The sequence below is a fragment of the Sphingomonas sp. G5 genome, assembly GCF_052660795.1.
In genome coordinates this window covers 1,702,899-1,717,105 of record NZ_CP109660.1, presented here as the reverse complement: position 1 = coordinate 1,717,105, position 14,207 = coordinate 1,702,899, and the positions used below count along the sequence as shown (strand labels likewise).

At 66.9% G+C, this 14,207-nt stretch carries 17 protein-coding genes and 1 tRNA gene; 7 read left to right on the top strand and 11 right to left on the bottom strand.

Going from position 1 to position 14,207, the window contains the following annotated elements:
• Window positions 1–27 precede the first annotated feature (27 nt).
• From glsA to NE358_RS08275, 5 genes are all read left to right on the top strand, one after another.
• A complete protein-coding gene (gene glsA, locus NE358_RS08295; RefSeq protein WP_289942575.1) occupies window positions 28–960 on the top strand; it encodes a glutaminase A in 933 nt (310 codons plus the stop codon).
• A 55-nt stretch (window positions 961–1,015) separates the two neighbouring features.
• Window positions 1,016–1,633 (top strand): SRPBCC family protein, encoded by a 618-nt coding sequence (locus NE358_RS08290; protein WP_289942574.1) that lies wholly within the window; start codon window positions 1,016–1,018, stop codon window positions 1,631–1,633.
• Complete coding sequence (locus tag NE358_RS08285; RefSeq protein ID WP_289942573.1) at window positions 1,630–2,298, top strand: DUF4166 domain-containing protein; 669 nt, start codon at window positions 1,630–1,632, stop codon at window positions 2,296–2,298. Before NE358_RS08290 ends, NE358_RS08285 begins: the two co-directional genes overlap by 4 nt.
• Window positions 2,299–2,366: 68 nt before the next feature.
• Window positions 2,367–2,741: a tRNA-dihydrouridine synthase gene (locus NE358_RS08280; RefSeq protein ID WP_103209293.1), complete on the top strand. Its 375-nt coding sequence runs from the start codon at window positions 2,367–2,369 to the stop codon at window positions 2,739–2,741.
• Window positions 2,741–4,045 carry a glutathionylspermidine synthase family protein gene (locus NE358_RS08275; RefSeq protein WP_289942572.1) on the top strand — a complete coding sequence of 435 codons (1,305 nt, stop codon included), beginning with the start codon at window positions 2,741–2,743 and terminating at the stop codon, window positions 4,043–4,045. The genes NE358_RS08280 and NE358_RS08275 overlap by 1 nt, the downstream gene beginning before the upstream one ends.
• 24 nt (window positions 4,046–4,069) lie before the next feature.
• Here the strand turns inward: NE358_RS08275 and def are convergent, their stop codons facing one another.
• Window positions 4,070–4,636: a peptide deformylase gene (def, locus tag NE358_RS08270; protein ID WP_103209299.1), complete on the bottom strand. Its 567-nt coding sequence runs from the start codon at window positions 4,634–4,636 to the stop codon at window positions 4,070–4,072.
• 41 nt (window positions 4,637–4,677) lie between these two features.
• Here def and NE358_RS08265 point away from each other — a divergent pair, with 41 nt between their 5' ends.
• Window positions 4,678–5,640: a DMT family transporter gene (locus NE358_RS08265; RefSeq protein ID WP_174799693.1), complete on the top strand. Its 963-nt coding sequence runs from the start codon at window positions 4,678–4,680 to the stop codon at window positions 5,638–5,640.
• 83 nt (window positions 5,641–5,723) lie between these two features.
• On the opposite strand, the gene NE358_RS08260 is transcribed toward NE358_RS08265, so the two are convergent.
• The 6 genes from NE358_RS08260 to NE358_RS08235 all read right to left on the bottom strand — a co-directional run bounded on the left by NE358_RS08260 (window position 5,724) and on the right by NE358_RS08235 (window position 9,701).
• Window positions 5,724–6,203, bottom strand: a complete 480-nt coding sequence (locus NE358_RS08260) for a hypothetical protein (protein WP_289942571.1) — start codon at window positions 6,201–6,203, stop codon at window positions 5,724–5,726.
• 6 nt (window positions 6,204–6,209) lie between these two features.
• Complete coding sequence (locus NE358_RS08255; protein WP_289942570.1) at window positions 6,210–6,614, bottom strand: hypothetical protein; 405 nt, start codon at window positions 6,612–6,614, stop codon at window positions 6,210–6,212.
• 94 nt (window positions 6,615–6,708) lie between these two features.
• On the bottom strand, window positions 6,709–7,164 hold the full coding sequence (locus tag NE358_RS08250) for a hypothetical protein (RefSeq protein WP_289942569.1): 456 nt from the start codon (window positions 7,162–7,164) through the stop codon (window positions 6,709–6,711).
• Between the two features lie 286 nt (window positions 7,165–7,450).
• Complete coding sequence (locus NE358_RS08245; protein WP_353853281.1) at window positions 7,451–7,765, bottom strand: YbaB/EbfC family nucleoid-associated protein; 315 nt, start codon at window positions 7,763–7,765, stop codon at window positions 7,451–7,453.
• A gap of 59 nt (window positions 7,766–7,824) precedes the next feature.
• Window positions 7,825–9,414 (bottom strand): hypothetical protein, encoded by a 1,590-nt coding sequence (locus NE358_RS08240; protein ID WP_289942568.1) that lies wholly within the window; start codon window positions 9,412–9,414, stop codon window positions 7,825–7,827.
• Window positions 9,411–9,701: a hypothetical protein gene (locus NE358_RS08235; protein ID WP_103209307.1), complete on the bottom strand. Its 291-nt coding sequence runs from the start codon at window positions 9,699–9,701 to the stop codon at window positions 9,411–9,413. The genes NE358_RS08240 and NE358_RS08235 overlap by 4 nt, the downstream gene beginning before the upstream one ends.
• A gap of 135 nt (window positions 9,702–9,836) precedes the next feature.
• Between NE358_RS08235 and NE358_RS08230 the strand changes: the two genes are divergently transcribed.
• A tRNA-Ile gene (locus NE358_RS08230) sits at window positions 9,837–9,910 on the top strand.
• 59 nt (window positions 9,911–9,969) lie between these two features.
• Here the strand turns inward: NE358_RS08230 and NE358_RS08225 are convergent.
• The 4 genes from NE358_RS08225 to NE358_RS08210 form a co-directional block, all read right to left on the bottom strand.
• A complete protein-coding gene (locus NE358_RS08225; RefSeq protein ID WP_146035567.1) occupies window positions 9,970–10,326 on the bottom strand; it encodes a hypothetical protein in 357 nt (118 codons plus the stop codon).
• A gap of 467 nt (window positions 10,327–10,793) precedes the next feature.
• Window positions 10,794–11,612 (bottom strand): SDR family oxidoreductase, encoded by an 819-nt coding sequence (locus NE358_RS08220; protein ID WP_289942567.1) that lies wholly within the window; start codon window positions 11,610–11,612, stop codon window positions 10,794–10,796.
• 146 nt (window positions 11,613–11,758) lie between these two features.
• Window positions 11,759–12,781: a CNNM domain-containing protein gene (locus NE358_RS08215; protein ID WP_116239810.1), complete on the bottom strand. Its 1,023-nt coding sequence runs from the start codon at window positions 12,779–12,781 to the stop codon at window positions 11,759–11,761.
• Complete coding sequence (locus NE358_RS08210) at window positions 12,778–14,181, bottom strand: hemolysin family protein (RefSeq protein ID WP_116239809.1); 1,404 nt, start codon at window positions 14,179–14,181, stop codon at window positions 12,778–12,780. Before NE358_RS08210 ends, NE358_RS08215 begins: the two co-directional genes overlap by 4 nt.
• Window positions 14,182–14,207 lie beyond the last annotated feature (26 nt).

The window sequence follows — 14,207 nt, the reverse complement described above, 5'->3', positions numbered from 1 at the left end:
CCCACCCGTGGCTGCGAGGCTGGGGGAGTGACCTCGCCTCCCGACCCGCGCTCGTACGACCTCGACGCTGCGCGGACCCACCTGCTGCCCGAGCGCGGGGGAAAGGTCGACGACAGCATCCCCCAACTCGCCGACGCCGACCCCGACCTCTGCGCCCTCGCGCTCGCTCTGCCCGACGGCTCGATCCGGTCGAGTCGACAGGCGACCGTCTCGTTCAGCGTGCAGTCGGCGGTCAAGCCGTTCCTGTTCGCTCTCGCGCTGCTCGACACCAACGGCGCGGCTCTCGATCGAGTCGGCATCGAGCCCACGGGGGAGTCGTTCGACGCGATCAAACTCGAGAGCGGCACGGGCCGACCCCCCAATCCCATGGTCAATGCCGGTGCCCTGCTGACCGCTTCGCTCGTCGAGGGCTCGGACCCCGAGTCGCGCAGTGCCCGCATCGCCCGCGGGCTCGCGGCCTTCGCCGGGCGCGAGCTCGAGGTCGACGAGGACGTGGCCCACAACGAACACCTCCTCGGCGACCGCAATCACGCCCTCGCCCACCTCATGCGCGCAGAGGGCACCCTCGAGCCCTCGGCCGACGACACGGTCGCCGTGTACGCGCGGTCATGCGCGACGATCGTGGATGCCGAAACCCTCGCCGTCATGGGTGCGACATTGGCGTGCGGGGGTGTGAACCCGCGCACGGGGGAACGAGTGGTTCCCGAACGGGTCGCGCGGGATGTCATCTCGGTCATGGCGACCTGCGGCGTCTACGACGGCTCCGGTCGGTGGATGCGCGCCGTCGGCGTACCGGCGAAGTCCAGTGTCTCGGGGGCGATCGTGCTGTCGGCTCCCGGGCGTCTCGGCGCCGCGGTGGTGAGCCCGCCGCTCGACGAACAGGGGACGAGCGTGCGTGGACGCCTCGCGAGCGAAGCCTTGAGCGATGACCTCGCTCTGCACTCCTTCGCGTCGCGCTGACGACACCCGCCCCGCGATATGGGGAGGGACCGGGCGTTCGGCCTAGGCTGGCGCCATGGGGGCACGGGGGATCTACGTTGCGACGACCATCCGCGCGACGCTCGACGAGGTGTGGACGGCCACTCAGGACCCGTCCCAGCACGTGCGATGGGACGTCCGCTTCTCGAGGATCACACCCACCACGAGCACGCCGGACGGTGCCGCGCGGTTCGTCTATGAACGGCGGACGCCCGTGCACACCGTCCGCGGCGACGGCATCAGCATCGGCGAGACGTCTCGGCCCGATGGCACCCGCACCTCCGCCCTGAGGTTCACGACGCATGACCGGCTGTCACCGCTGCGCGATGGGCGCGGCTACTGGCGCTACGAGCCGGTGGACGACGGCATCCGCTTCTCGACCGGGTACGACTACGCGGCCGGGTGGGGCCCGCTCGACGTGATCGTTCGTCCGATCGTGGGCTGGGCGACCGCGTGGAGCTTCGACCGCTTGCGCCTGTGGCTCGAGACCGGCGTCGAGCCCGAACGGTACTCGCTGTGGCACGCACTCGCGTTCTGGCGTGGAGACCGCCCACGTGCCTCGCGCTGCGAGCGGGTGCCCCCGCATCGACGGCGCGCCCTCGACGACGCTCCCGACACGCTCGCGGCGCTGCCCGCGCCGGGAGGCACGCGATGACGTCGATCTTCGCGCGGGCGATGGGATCCGACTTCGACCGCCTGCACCCGATGATGCGGCGGCGCTTCGGCGTCGGCCTCGACGAGGGTCAGGCGTGTGTCGGCCACGGCGTGATGCGCGAGATCCGCCGCGGTCCCTGGTGGACCGTCCCGTTCCTCCAGTTCGGCAAACTGCGCAACATCCTCGTGCCGACGGTGGGCACGAACGTTCCCTTCACCATCTGGAACAGCCCCTACCTCGACCCCTTCGGTCGCGAGACGGTCACCTTCGTGCGGGAGTACGAGGTCGGCGGCCGACCGGCCCGGTTCGACGCGACGATGATCTCCCACGAGGGCAGGGTGATCGACTACCTCGGCACACACCAGCACCTCGCCGTCGACCTCGACCTGCAGGTCGACGACGACGGCGGCCTGCTCCTCCGTTCGGGGGAGCAACGCTTCTACGAGGGACCGGTCGGATTCCGTTTCCCGATGCTTTTCAGCGGTCGCGCCACCCTCCGCGAACGCTTCGACGAGGGCGACGGCCGCTTCCACGTCGACATGCGCGTCGACAACGACCGACTCGGTTTCCTGTTCGGGTACCGCGGGAGCTTCACCTGCGAATGGATGCCGGCCTCCAACGCCCCGCCGCACGTGTTCCCCCGGCGACACGAATCACGCACCTGATCCACACGCTCGCGAATGCGAGAATGACGGCGCCCCCACGCCGGTCCGGTCCTTCCGAAGGAGTCCCCATGCAGCCCGTCGTGCGTCGCCGCGCCTCGCGCACCGTCACCGTCGGCGTCGTCGCCGCGCTCGCCGCCACCCTCACCGGGTGCGGCCAGGGAACGAACGTCTCGGAGGACTACGCCCAGATCTGCCGCGACAACTCCACCGAGAAGCGCCTCCCCGACGACGACTGCAACAATCACGGCGGCAGCGCGCACTGGTACTACCTGCCATTGGGTTCGAGCAGTCGCACGGTACCCGCTGTCGGCCAGCCCGCGACCGGTGGTGCCGACAGCCTCCCGTCGGGCAAGACCGCGGCACGTGGCATCTCGAGCGACGGTGCCAGCGTCTCGCGCGGCGGCTTCGGCGGTTCGGGCTCCGACGGAAGCCACGGCAGCTGATGCGGCGCGTCGAGCTCGATCCGCGCCCCGACTGGGAGCGCACCATCAAGCAGTCCGGACTCATCTACTCGCACTCCATCCGCGACGACGGCACGGCGGTCGACTACTGGAACGACGGCGCTGCGTACGTCTTCACGCTCCCGGAGGTCGAGGAGCTCGAGAAGCAAACCGAAGAACTGCATCGGATGAGTCTCGAGGCCGCCAGGTACATGGCATCCGGTGAACTCGGTCACCTCGGGCTCAGCCCGAAAGCGTTCGAGCTCGCCCAGTGGTCGCTCGAGCAGAACGAACCCGACGTCTACGCCCGTTTCGACCTCGCCTACGCCGGTGACGGATCACCCGCGAAGATGCTCGAGTACAACGGCGACACCCCGACCGGTCTGATCGAGGCCTCGGTCACCCAGTGGTTCTGGCTGCAGGACCGGCTCAGGAGCGGGGCTCTTCCCGCCGACACCGATCAGTGGAACGGCCTGCACGAGGCCCTGGTGGAGCGCTGGCGCACTCTTCTCCACCGCTCGCTCGAAGAAGGCGAGGGCGGACGCCTGTTCGTCGCGCACTCGGATGCCGACACCTACGGCGAGGACTGGGACACCGTCGCCTACATGCGTGATCTCGCGGGCGAGGCCGGTTGGGAGCACACCGGCATCGAGATGAAGGAGATCGGCTGGCACCACGGCGCGCGACAGTTCGTGGGCGTGCCGGAGCCGTGGGGTTCCTCGCGCAGCATCGCGGCGCTGCCGGGTGACACCCCGGGCACGCAGTACCCCGTCATCCGCAACCTCTTCAAGCTCTACCCCTGGGAGGACCTCGTCTCGGGGGAGGACCGCGTCGCCGGTGACCAGGAGTTCGGGGCGCTGCTCATTGCGGGGCGAGGACTCTTCGGCCGCTGGTACGAACCGGCGTGGAAGATGTTCCTCTCGAACAAGCTCCTCCTCGTCGCCCTCTGGCGGCTGTTCCCCGGCCACCCCAACCTGCTGCCCGCCTACGCCGACGGGCCGAACGGCATGACCGACTTCGTCGTCAAACCCGTCTTCGGTCGAGAGGGAGACGGTATCCGGGTACACCGCCGTGACGGCAGCGTCATCTCGAACGGCCAGGAGTACCGGCGAGAGGGCGCCGGACGGGAGCGCGTCTGGCAGGAGTACCACGAGCTCCCCGACTTCCCGGGAAGCAATGGGAGCAATCACCCCGTGCTCGGTTCGTGGGTCATCAACCACGAGGCGTTCGGAGTCGGCATCCGCGAGTCCGACGGTCCCATCACCGACTACTACTGCCGCTTCGCCCCGAACATCATCGAGAGCTGACCGCGCCGCCCCTCTCGAGCTCGCTCACGCGTCGATGTCGTCGACACCCGGCATCCACGAGATACCGGGTTTGCCCCACTTGCGCTTCTTCGCGATCTTCGCCGCGACCCGGCCGTCTTCCTCGTCGAGACGATCCACGTACAGGATGCCGTCGAGGTGATCGAACTCGTGCTGCAGGATGCGTGCCCGCCAGCCCGTGACCTCGATACGGACCGCGTGGCCGTCGAGATCGGTGCCGGTGAGCAGCGCCGCCTCGGACCGGCGCAGCGGAAAGCGCTCGCCGGGGAACGACAGGCACCCCTCGCTCTCTTCGTCGGGGTCGGGGTAGCCCGGTTCCATCGGACGGATCCACAGCTCGGGATTGATGACCACGCCGCGCCACGGCTGACCCTCATCGTCTTCGTACGTGTACGTGAAAATGCGGAGTCCGACACCGACCTGCGGAGCCGCGAGGCCCACACCGGGGGCGGCGTCCATCGTCTCGAACATGTCGGCGACAAGCGTGCGCACCTCATCGGTGATCTCGTCGACGCGGGCAGCGGGAGCGTGCAGCACGGGATCACCCATGATGCGAATCGGGAGTACGGCCACGTCACCAGCCTATCCAGGGGGCGGCGGGCTATCGTCGGAGGGTGATCCCGCTCGATGCCACCCTCAGCGACGGAATCGACCAACTCGTCGGTGTCTTCCGCGACCCACGTATCCTGCTCGGCATTCCGCTGGCCCTTCTCGGCGCGGTGTTCATGTCGTTCGGTGCGCAGTATCAGCACCGCGGCGTTCAGAAAGTCGAACGCCTTTCGGGTAAGACGACCGGTGGCCTCTCGCGCAAACAATTGACCTCGCTGCTGACCCGCCCCTCGTGGGTCGCGGGCACGGTCATGCTGGGGCTCGCGATCGTCTGCCAGCTCTCGGCACTGTCGGTCGCCCCGCTGATCCTCGTGCAGCCGCTCGGGGCCATCGCCCTCGTCATCACGACGGTGCTGAACGCCCGCGTCTCGGGACAGAAGCCGACGCGGCAGTCGCTCATCGCGATCGCGCTGTGCGTCGGCGGCATTTTCATCTTCGTCACGATCGCCGCGTTCTTCGCCACCGAACACGTGGTCACCGAGCGCGAACTGTGGATCATCCTCGGCATCCTGGCCGTCGTCGTCATCGTGTTCGGTGTGTTCTGGGTGCTGGTGCGCCGTCGCGCTCAGGCGCTGTTCTACATCATGGCCGCAGGCGTGATCTATGGTTTCGTCGCGACGCTCGCCAAGGTCGTCATCAGTCGGGCACAGGCGGGCAACTTCGAGTGGCTGACGATGCTGTGCCTGGTCGCGCTGCTCGCCGCCGTCGCCGTGGGCGCCTACTTCGTGCAGACGGCATACTCGGTCGGCCCGCCCGACCTCGTCATCGCGGGTCTCACCGTGATCGACCCGATCGTTGCTGTGTTGATCGGCCTTCTGGTGCTCGGCGAGGCGTCGACGGCCCCCGCGTGGGCGCTCATCGGTTTCGTGATTGCCGGTGCGATCGCGACGTGGGGAGTGATCCAGTTGACCAAGCACCACCCTCAGGTGACGGCGGATGGGAAGCCGGCGAAGCCTCGGGTGAAGTAGGCCGTTCGCTGGATGGCTCTAGGGCAGTCCGTCATTGATGGAATCTCGCCGCAGACGACGACGGGGCATTCAGGCGCTCGAGGTCAGGGGGCGGCTAGCTTTTCCAGCTGCGACCCGTTGAGAGTCATGAAGTCGCCGGAGACATTGTCGCCGAGGCCCAGCTCTTCCGCAGCGTTGCTGAGGTAGACCTCGCGCCCCTCACCGTCATAAGCGGAAAAGACTGCTGGACCTACGCGCATGTCCCTTCCACCACGGCCCACAATCTCGAGAATCCGATCGAGATTCTCGGCAGAGACGGCGAAGTGGTGCAGCACGTCCTCGTCGAGCGTTACGGTGACGGACAGGCTGCCGGTGAAAGAAGCGGGAGGGGCGACGTCTGCGTGTGGAACCTCCACATCACTGCACTCAAGGGCAGCGATTTTTGCAGCCCTCGCCGCGAGGGGCGGGCCAGAGCCGAAGCACGCCGAGAGACCGGTGACCATCGACGCGGCAAGCACCGATATCGCGATGCGGTGGAGGTTGCGTGAGACCGTGCGTCTGGCGACAGAATGTGGGCGCGTCATGGACGGCTACTTCCTCGAGAAGGAGGTCCAATCCTCCGCCACCAGCGTCAGCGAGTCGTCGTTGAGGGAGTTTTGAAGCCCCAGCTCGGTCGCGGCATCGCGAAACGAGACATCGGCGCCTGCTTCGTCATCGGCGTAAAGGTAAAGGCTGGTCACCTTCATGTCGGCGGAGTTGTCCGCCGTCACCTCCAGGATGCTCGTCAGGGTGTCGGTCTTCACCTCGGCGCCGATGGGATCAAGACCCTCGGAAGACACCGTCACGCTGATCGTCAGGCCTCCCGCGAAGGAAGGCGTTCTGACCACCTCTGCCCTGTCAATGCCTGCTCCGGCGGACATCAGAGCCGCTGAGAGACGATCTGCCGAATCCTCGGCGCTCGGCCCGCCGGCACACGCCGTGAGGCCGATGAACAAGGCTAAAGCCACCAGAGCAGCGCCGGCCTTCCTCGTTCGGCCTGGTTCTGTGATGTCTGAGGCAACCGTGCGGAACACTAGAGGTGAGGACCCATCACTGTTTCGCAAGAATCTCGAGGCGTTCGCCGGTGAGTGAAAGTGAACTCCCGTCGACAGCCTCAGCGATGCCGAGCTCGTCGGCCGCCTGCACCATGGAGACGTGGATTCCCCCTTCGTCCTCGGCGTAAAAACCAACGCCGCCCACGTTCATCTGCTTGGCACTCCGCGCAATCATCCCCAGAATCGGGCCGAGAGTTTCGGCGGACACTGTGTATCCGGGCTGCACAACGTCGGGTTCTAAAACCACTGACACGGTGAGGTCGCCGGAGAAGGAAGTCAGATAGGTAGCCTCCGCACTACTCACACCGAGCTCTGACCTCTCCAGCTGGGTTGCAAGTTCGTCCGCACGTTGCTGCCCCGTTGGTCCACCTATGGAGCAACCGCTGAGCACCGCAGTGAGGATGAGGCCGGCCGCTGCCAACACCGCTTTCCGCTTGCCGGGGAACATCATGAGCCCAGTGCCCGCGCGGCTGTCAGGTCGCAGGTGTCGTAGACCTCAGCAAGCCTACGAAGCGTGTCTGCATTCCGGCGCAACCGATCGATGCGACGAGTGGCTTCAGCCGACGCATTCTGACTCGAGATGATGGCGGCGGCAGAAGCTTCCCCATCTGTGGTCGCTTGGAGCGACGCAATCGCTCCCTGGAGATCGGCCACAGTGCCGTCCAATGCTGTCGCTTGCGCTTCCAACCTCGCGGCTTGATCGAGCACCTCTCCGACACGGACGTCCAGCCTGGGCGTCATCGTGCGCCTGCGTTTCCGAGAGTGCTCCGTAGTTGCACGACGAACGGCGACGATTCCCCGAGTACCGACGCTGCCTTGCCCGCAGCCTCCGCGCGAGCCTCCGCTTGCGCTTGCGTGATGGTTCGGACAAGAAGGGATTCGAGGCCGGTACTCAGCCCAATCTCGCGAGCGAACGTGATCCCCAGAATCGACCCGTCCGCAGACGCGGTGACCTCGCATTCGCCCTTGGCGCTTCTGACTGACGCGCGAACGCTCCTCATGTCCTCAATCCCTGCCTCAAGCGCGGCTCTCGCTGAACGAGCACCCTCCATCTGCGCATCGAGTCGCGCAAGCGCCGCTTCTACTCGCGCTTCCATGTCAGGAATCATTCTCATTCTCCCGTCCTTGCCACATATACCTCCTCGACGTTCCCGTCGAGAAAGCTCCAGTCGTTCCTGAACTGACCGCCGTCGCGGACGTAATTCGTAAAATCCTCTGCGTACGTTCGTCCGCTGTGGGTCTGGTTCGGGTCTAAAGAGCCGCCCGGGTTAGGCAATCGAATCCAGTCTTTGTTTTGCGGCACTTCGCCTGCGCCCGTCACAAGGGGGCCGAGCGGACCACCGTACATTTGAGGCTGTCTCACTTCGGGGGTTCGTCCGTCCAACATCGGCACGGGGTCCGCGTAGTGCTCTACCTGCAAGACGGGAATATGGTCCGGAATGTCGAACCCGTCAATGGGAGCACCGTTGGTCACAACACCAACCGTGTTATACGGCATGGCGCTGTCCGCGCCGAGGTTGCCAGCCATAATCCCGCCTTGGCTGAAACCGGACCACACGACATCCGACCCGGGTGCCACTCCGGCGTCTTCCAACGCTTGCTTCACAGCTCTCTCGTACTGCGTTCGCAACACGGGATTGTCCATCAACATCAGAGCGATGTTGCTGTCGAGATCGTTGAGAGGCGGTGCATCGCGGTAGGTATCCGCAAAATCTTTCCCCATGAAGCCTTTCAGCGCACCCCAGTCAAGAGTGGAAGGGAGATTGACTAGCGTGTAAGTCGTACCGTCCGGGCGGCGAACAGTACTCACGCTGATTGCTGTCTGTTCCTCACCGCTTATGGAGTCGATGAGGCGATTGCGTGTGATCAGGTCGGCTGGCGATGTGATCTGCCCACTTTCCATAAGTTCCTTGTACGCGGAAGAGCTCGCCGCTTGATCCGGGTCCAGTTCGCTCACTCGCGGATCGGCTCGGAGGAGGTCCGCAACGCCGCCCGCCAGCATGTAGCCGAGCGGTCCACCGCCGAGAGCATTAGCGATCCCGGGGAGCATCCGGGCCAGGAGATCCGTCAATACCTCGAGTCCGCGCTCGACGATGGGCGAGAGTTCTGCGAGGAGCCCCGCAAGCTGCCCGAGCGCCGTGAGGAGCTGCTCGATCAGGTCCCGCGCCAACACGATGATGTCCCACGCCGCGTCCGCGAACTCGCGGATGGCGTCGAGCTTGTCGAACGGGTTCAGGGTGAAGCTGGTCAACGAATCCGCCAAACGCGCCAGGGCGTTCAGCAGGCCGCAGATCGCGTCGCGGCAGGCGGTGACCAGAGTCGAGGCGAGGGCCAGCGCAGACGACGCGGCACCCGCCCAGTCCTGCACGTCCGTCAACACCCTCGAGACGTCTTCGTACCGCTGGCGAAGGGCCCGCACAGTCCGGCCATCGAGGTCGTCGAGAGCCCGCGCGGCGGACGCAAGGTCGAGCGTCAACTCCGACACCGACGACTCGACCGTGCGCCACTCCGACGAGCGCAGGGATATGGCGCCCGGGTCGCCCTGCAGCTCGTCCATCCACTGGGGGAGTGGCTGCACGTAGGTGATCAGCCAGCCTGCGAAACCGGGGATGCCGTCGCACCCTCCACCCGACGAGCGTGACGCCCCTCCGGCCCACGACTCGCTGCGCAGCTGCGCAGCGACGGCGGCAGCGCCGCTCACGACTCGAACTCCTGCATCACCGCGACGGCCTGTTCCTCGACCTCGTCGAACGACTCGCGTGCGACCTGCACGCCCTTCTGCATCGTCGCAACGAGCTCTCTTGCGCTCGACAGCAACTGCGCGGTGTTGCTCGCAAGACCGTTCGCAGCTCCGACGACGATTCCCGACGCCAGAACGCCGAATGCCGAGCCAGGAAGCGGCGTTCCGGCGGCGGACGCCGCGGCATCCAGCGAATCGCTTACGCGTCCTAACGTCGACGCCTGTTCTGCCAGGACGTCGGTGTCCATGATGATGTGCGTTCTTCCCGCCACGGGGCCCCCGCTCGTGTCAGCTTTGCCAACACCATAGCGAAAGCCCTCGCCGCTTCGCAGGAATGCTCACCACCTGTGGATAACCGGATGACGGTAGGCTCGACGTCGCTGGGGGCGGTGGCCAAGCTGGTCAAGGCAGCGGGCTCATAACCCGACGATCGTGGGTTCAAGTCCCACCCGCCCTACGCGAGACCCCCGGCCGGGATCACCTGGTCGGGGGTCCTTCTCGGGGCGACGAACCTGGTCAGCCGACCATCGACGGCCGGGAGAGCAGGAACAGCGAGAAGAACGTGGCCGCTGTGGACAGGATCACCCCGAGGGCGAGGTAGCCGCAGATCAACCCGATAACGGCCAGAGCCCGACCCACCCCGTAACGCCCGGCTGTCCGGAGTCCGAGGTGGCCCAGGATGATCGTCGCCACCGCCAGCGGAAACGCGGTGAAGATCGCGACGATGCCGAGGTAGGGCAGGGGGACGAACGCCGCGTTGAGCACCGCGATCGGGCCCAGCACGACGGCGGCGATAGCGGTTCCGTTCGTCACCGCCGGCAACGGCGGCGGTAGGAAAGGCGGCTGCTGCGGGGGCAGGGCGGGCGACGTCATGCCCCGACCCTAGCGGCGTGCGGAACGACCGCACGGGCGACGAATGCCAAAGTCGGACGTGCCCATGAGCCTCACTGCGGTGGCGGGGCGAATGTGACCATGGTGAGCCCGACGGCAACTGCCGTAAGGCCGCAAGGTACCCCGTGCGATCGGTGCGTACCGGCAGTCATGGGCCGCGTTCCTACCGCCCGTCCCGGTGACCCACCCCGATCTCAACGCAGGCCTAACGCTCAGACAGGTGCCGTGCGAGCACAGTCGTGCGTCCGCGAAAAGAGAGCGTCACCACGCCGGGAGGGGCCGTCGACGCTGCGCCCGGTGCCCGAATTGCTGCGAACACGTCAACCCGCAGCAGGCACCTGTCGAAAGCCGACGACAGCGGGGCGCGATCCGTGCAAAGGGGTGTCGTAAGACGCCCCCGGTGCACGGTCCGCGCCCCGGAACGATCTCCGAAACCGACGCCGTCCGTCCTACGAGCCGTGCGCCTCCTCCGAGACCGGCTGCCACTCGCGCCACGTCTGCAGCCGCGACTCGTAGTCGCGCTCAGCGATTCCGAGCGGCGCTTTGCCGAAGAAGATGCGCAGCGGCGGGTTCTCGGCATGCACCACCTTCAAGATCGCCGCGCGCGTCGCCTCGGGCTTGCCGGGGTCGGCAGCAGAGGGGCGCTTGGCCGCCTGCTCTCGCACGTCGGCGTAGGCGTCGATCTCGTCGCTGCGCTGAGCAGAGGGGCCCGACCAGTCGGTCGAGTACCCGCCGGGCTCGATGAGGGTCACGTGGATGCCGAAGCCGGCAACCTCCTGCGAAAGAGACTGCGACAGCCCCTCGAGCGCCCACTTGGACGCGTGATAGGCGCCGACAGTCGGGAACGCGCTGATGCCGCCGATGCTCGACACCTGGATGATGTGGCCCGAGCCCTGCGCGCGCATGATCGGCAGGGCCGCCTGCGTGACCCAGAGGGCGCCGAAGAAGTTGGTCTCGAGCTGCGCGCGCACCTCGTCCTCGGTCAGCTCCTCGACCATGCCGAAGTGCCCGTAGCCGGCGTTGTTGACGACGACATCGAGCTGACCGAACTTCTCGTGTGCTTTCTTCACGGCGTCGACGTCGGCGGAGCGGTCGGTCACGTCGAGCTGAAGGGGGAAGAACGTGTCGGGGTAACCGTCGACCAGCTCTTTCACGTCGTCGAGGTTGCGGGCGGTGCCCGCGACGTTGTCGCCGCGTTCGAGGGCTGCCTCGGCCCATTCGCGGCCGAAGCCCTTTGATGCGCCGGTGATGAACCAGGTCTTGCTCATGAGTGTCCTCCGAAGAGATGTGGGGGTGAACGCGGGCGACGGTACGCCGCGGCGATCAGAAACTCCTCGGGTTGACACCCCACGCTCGCGCCACCATCGGAAAGCCCCGCCCGCGATGAACGGACGGGGCCTTCGCGACACGAGGGTCAACGAGCGGCGGTCGCCAGCTCTCCCGGCCCGGGCAGGATCTCGCGCAGAAGGTCGTCGAGCGTCACGACACCGAGCAGACTCTCACCCTCGACCACCGTCGCCAGCTGCACACGACCGCGGCGCATCCGTGCAAGGGCGTCGTACGCGGATGCCGTGGGCTCGAGAACCAGCGGATCGCGGGCGATCTCGAGCGCCGGCGTAGCCGGGTCGACCGTCAGCGCGTCGCGCACGTGCGCGACGCGCGACGAGGCGCCCGAACCGACGAGGATGCGCAAGTGCGTAGACGAGGCGGCGACGGCCTGGACGTCGGCCACCGTGGCATCTGCGGGCACGCTCGTGGGGGAACGGTCGGTGCGGACGATGTCACCCACGGTCAGGGTGCCGAGCGCGATCGCCTGTGCGATCGGCTCGGAGTACTGCTTCTCGAGCGTGCCCGCCTGACGTGAGTGCGCCACGAGCTCGCGGATCGTGTCGGCGTCCTGTCCGCCCGCGGCGGCCTTGTCGACCGGCTCGACGCCCGAGGCCTTCACGAGGCGGTTCGCGATGTGGTTGATCCACAGCAGGAACGGACGCAGCGGCCAGGTGAGAGCGCGGGCGAGGATGCCGGTGGCTTTCGCCGCGGTCTCGGGATGCGCGATCGCCCACGACTTCGGCGCCATCTCGCCGATCACGAGGTGCAGGAAGGTCACGACGATCAGCGCGAGCATGAACGCGATGATGTCGGCGAGCACGTAGGGCAGGCCCCAGGCCTCGAAGGCCGGCGCCAACGCGTAGTCGATCGCGGGCTTGGTGATGGCACCGAGCAGGAAGGTACATGCCGTGATGCCGAGCTGCGCGAACGCCAGCATGACGGTCAGCTCGTTGACCCCGCGAAGGGCGGCACGCGCCGAGGCGCTGGTGGCGGCCTCCTCTTCGAGACGGTGCCGACGAGCGGCGAGCAGAGCGAACTCCACGATGACGAAGAACGCGCTCGCGATGATCAGCGCGGTGGTGATGAGCGCGACGGTCCAGCCGTTCATCGGGCCACCTCCTCATCGACGGCAGGAGCTTCGTCGGCGGCATCGGCATCCCGATCCACCTCGTGCAGGTGGACCGTGAGTTGAGAGGGGACGTGCCGGTCCACCTCGACGACCTCGACGGCGAGCCAGCGCTCGATGTCGAGCCCCTGCACCGTCTCGGACGCCCGCTCGGGAAGGTCGATCCGCACAATCGTCCCGACGGCCGGAAGATCCCCGTGGGTCTCGATCACGAGTCCGGCCACGGTCTCGACGTCGCTGACGGCGAGGTCGAGACCGATCAGGCGCTCGAGCTCGTCGAGGTGCAGGTCGCCGGGGACCGTCCAGGCATGGTCTCCGTCGGCCGAGACCTCGGCGACCTCGACGTCGTGCTCGTCGGACAGCTCGCCGATGACCTCTTCGGTCAGGTCTTCGATCGTCAGGATGCCGTCGAAATTGCCGTATTCGTCGACGACGCAGGCGAGCTCGTTCCGCGAACGGCGCATGCGGTCGAGGGCGACGGGCAGAAGCATCGAGGTCGGAATCACGACGGCGGCGCGCATGACGGAGGCCACGGGGGCATCGTCCGCGGGCTGCTCGCGGAGGACATCGATCAGTTCGACGACGCCGACGGGAGAGTCTTCGTCGCCGATCACGGGGTAGCGGGTGTGACCGGTTGCCATGAGCGCGCGAACCTCGCCGACCGTGGTGTCGGGGCTCACCGAACCCACCTGGGAGCGCGGCACCATCGCATGCTCGACGTCGCGCTGCGGGAAATCGAGGATGCGGTCGATGATCATCGAGAGGTCGTCGGGCAGGTCGCCGCTCACGCGCGACTCCTCGATGATCGCCTCGAGGTCGCGCGCGGTGGCGCTCTCGTCGACGTCTTCGAGCGGCTCGATGCGCAGCAGGCGTAGCAGGGCGTTGGCGGCCACATCGAACACGGTGATGAGCCAGCCGAAAAGCAGCAGGTAGATGCGCGTCGGCACGGCCAGCGCACGGGCCAGGGGCTCGGGGCTCGCAATGGCCAGGTTCTTCGGGTACAGCTCTCCGAAGATCATCGTGACGACGGTGGCCAGGAGCAGGGCGCCGATGGTGCCGATGAGTACCGAGACGGCCGGGTCGATGCCGACCCCGCCGAGGAGCGTACCGAGCGACTCACCGATCAGCGGTTCGGCCACGTAGCCGATCAGAAGGCCCGTGACGGTGATGCCCAGCTGGGCACCCGACAGCATGAAGGAGGTGCGCTTGGTGATCGCCAGCACGCGCTTGGCCTGCGCGTCGCCCTTCTCGGCCTTCGCCGCCATCCGCGACCGGTCGACGGACATGTAGGCGAACTCCTGTGCGACGAAGAAGCCGCAGGCGACGATGATCGCCAGAGTCACGACGATACCCAACAGCAGTGTCAGGGCCGCAGCCAGCATCAGATCTCACCCCCTCCCTGGAAGAG

Bases quoted from the DNA above. Each gene is read 5' to 3' on its own strand.
- NE358_RS08260 (WP_289942571.1), bottom strand. From the start codon at position 6,203: ATGACGCGCCCACATTCTGTCGCCAGACGCACGGTCTCACGCAACCTC.
- NE358_RS08210 (WP_116239809.1), bottom strand. From the start codon at position 14,181: ATGCTGGCTGCGGCCCTGACACTGCTGTTGGGTATCGTCGTGACTCTG.
- NE358_RS08245 (WP_353853281.1), bottom strand. From the start codon at position 7,765: ATGGAGGGTGCTCGTTCAGCGAGAGCCGCGCTTGAGGCAGGGATTGAG.
- NE358_RS08215 (WP_116239810.1), bottom strand. From the start codon at position 12,781: ATGAACGGCTGGACCGTCGCGCTCATCACCACCGCGCTGATCATCGCG.
- NE358_RS08235 (WP_103209307.1), bottom strand. From the start codon at position 9,701: ATGGACACCGACGTCCTGGCAGAACAGGCGTCGACGTTAGGACGCGTA.
- NE358_RS08290 (WP_289942574.1), top strand. From the start codon at position 1,016: ATGGGGGCACGGGGGATCTACGTTGCGACGACCATCCGCGCGACGCTC.
- NE358_RS08220 (WP_289942567.1), bottom strand. From the start codon at position 11,612: ATGAGCAAGACCTGGTTCATCACCGGCGCATCAAAGGGCTTCGGCCGC.
- NE358_RS08285 (WP_289942573.1), top strand. From the start codon at position 1,630: ATGACGTCGATCTTCGCGCGGGCGATGGGATCCGACTTCGACCGCCTG.
- NE358_RS08250 (WP_289942569.1), bottom strand. From the start codon at position 7,164: ATGATGTTCCCCGGCAAGCGGAAAGCGGTGTTGGCAGCGGCCGGCCTC.
- NE358_RS08280 (WP_103209293.1), top strand. From the start codon at position 2,367: ATGCAGCCCGTCGTGCGTCGCCGCGCCTCGCGCACCGTCACCGTCGGC.
- NE358_RS08225 (WP_146035567.1), bottom strand. From the start codon at position 10,326: ATGACGTCGCCCGCCCTGCCCCCGCAGCAGCCGCCTTTCCTACCGCCG.
- NE358_RS08275 (WP_289942572.1), top strand. From the start codon at position 2,741: ATGCGGCGCGTCGAGCTCGATCCGCGCCCCGACTGGGAGCGCACCATC.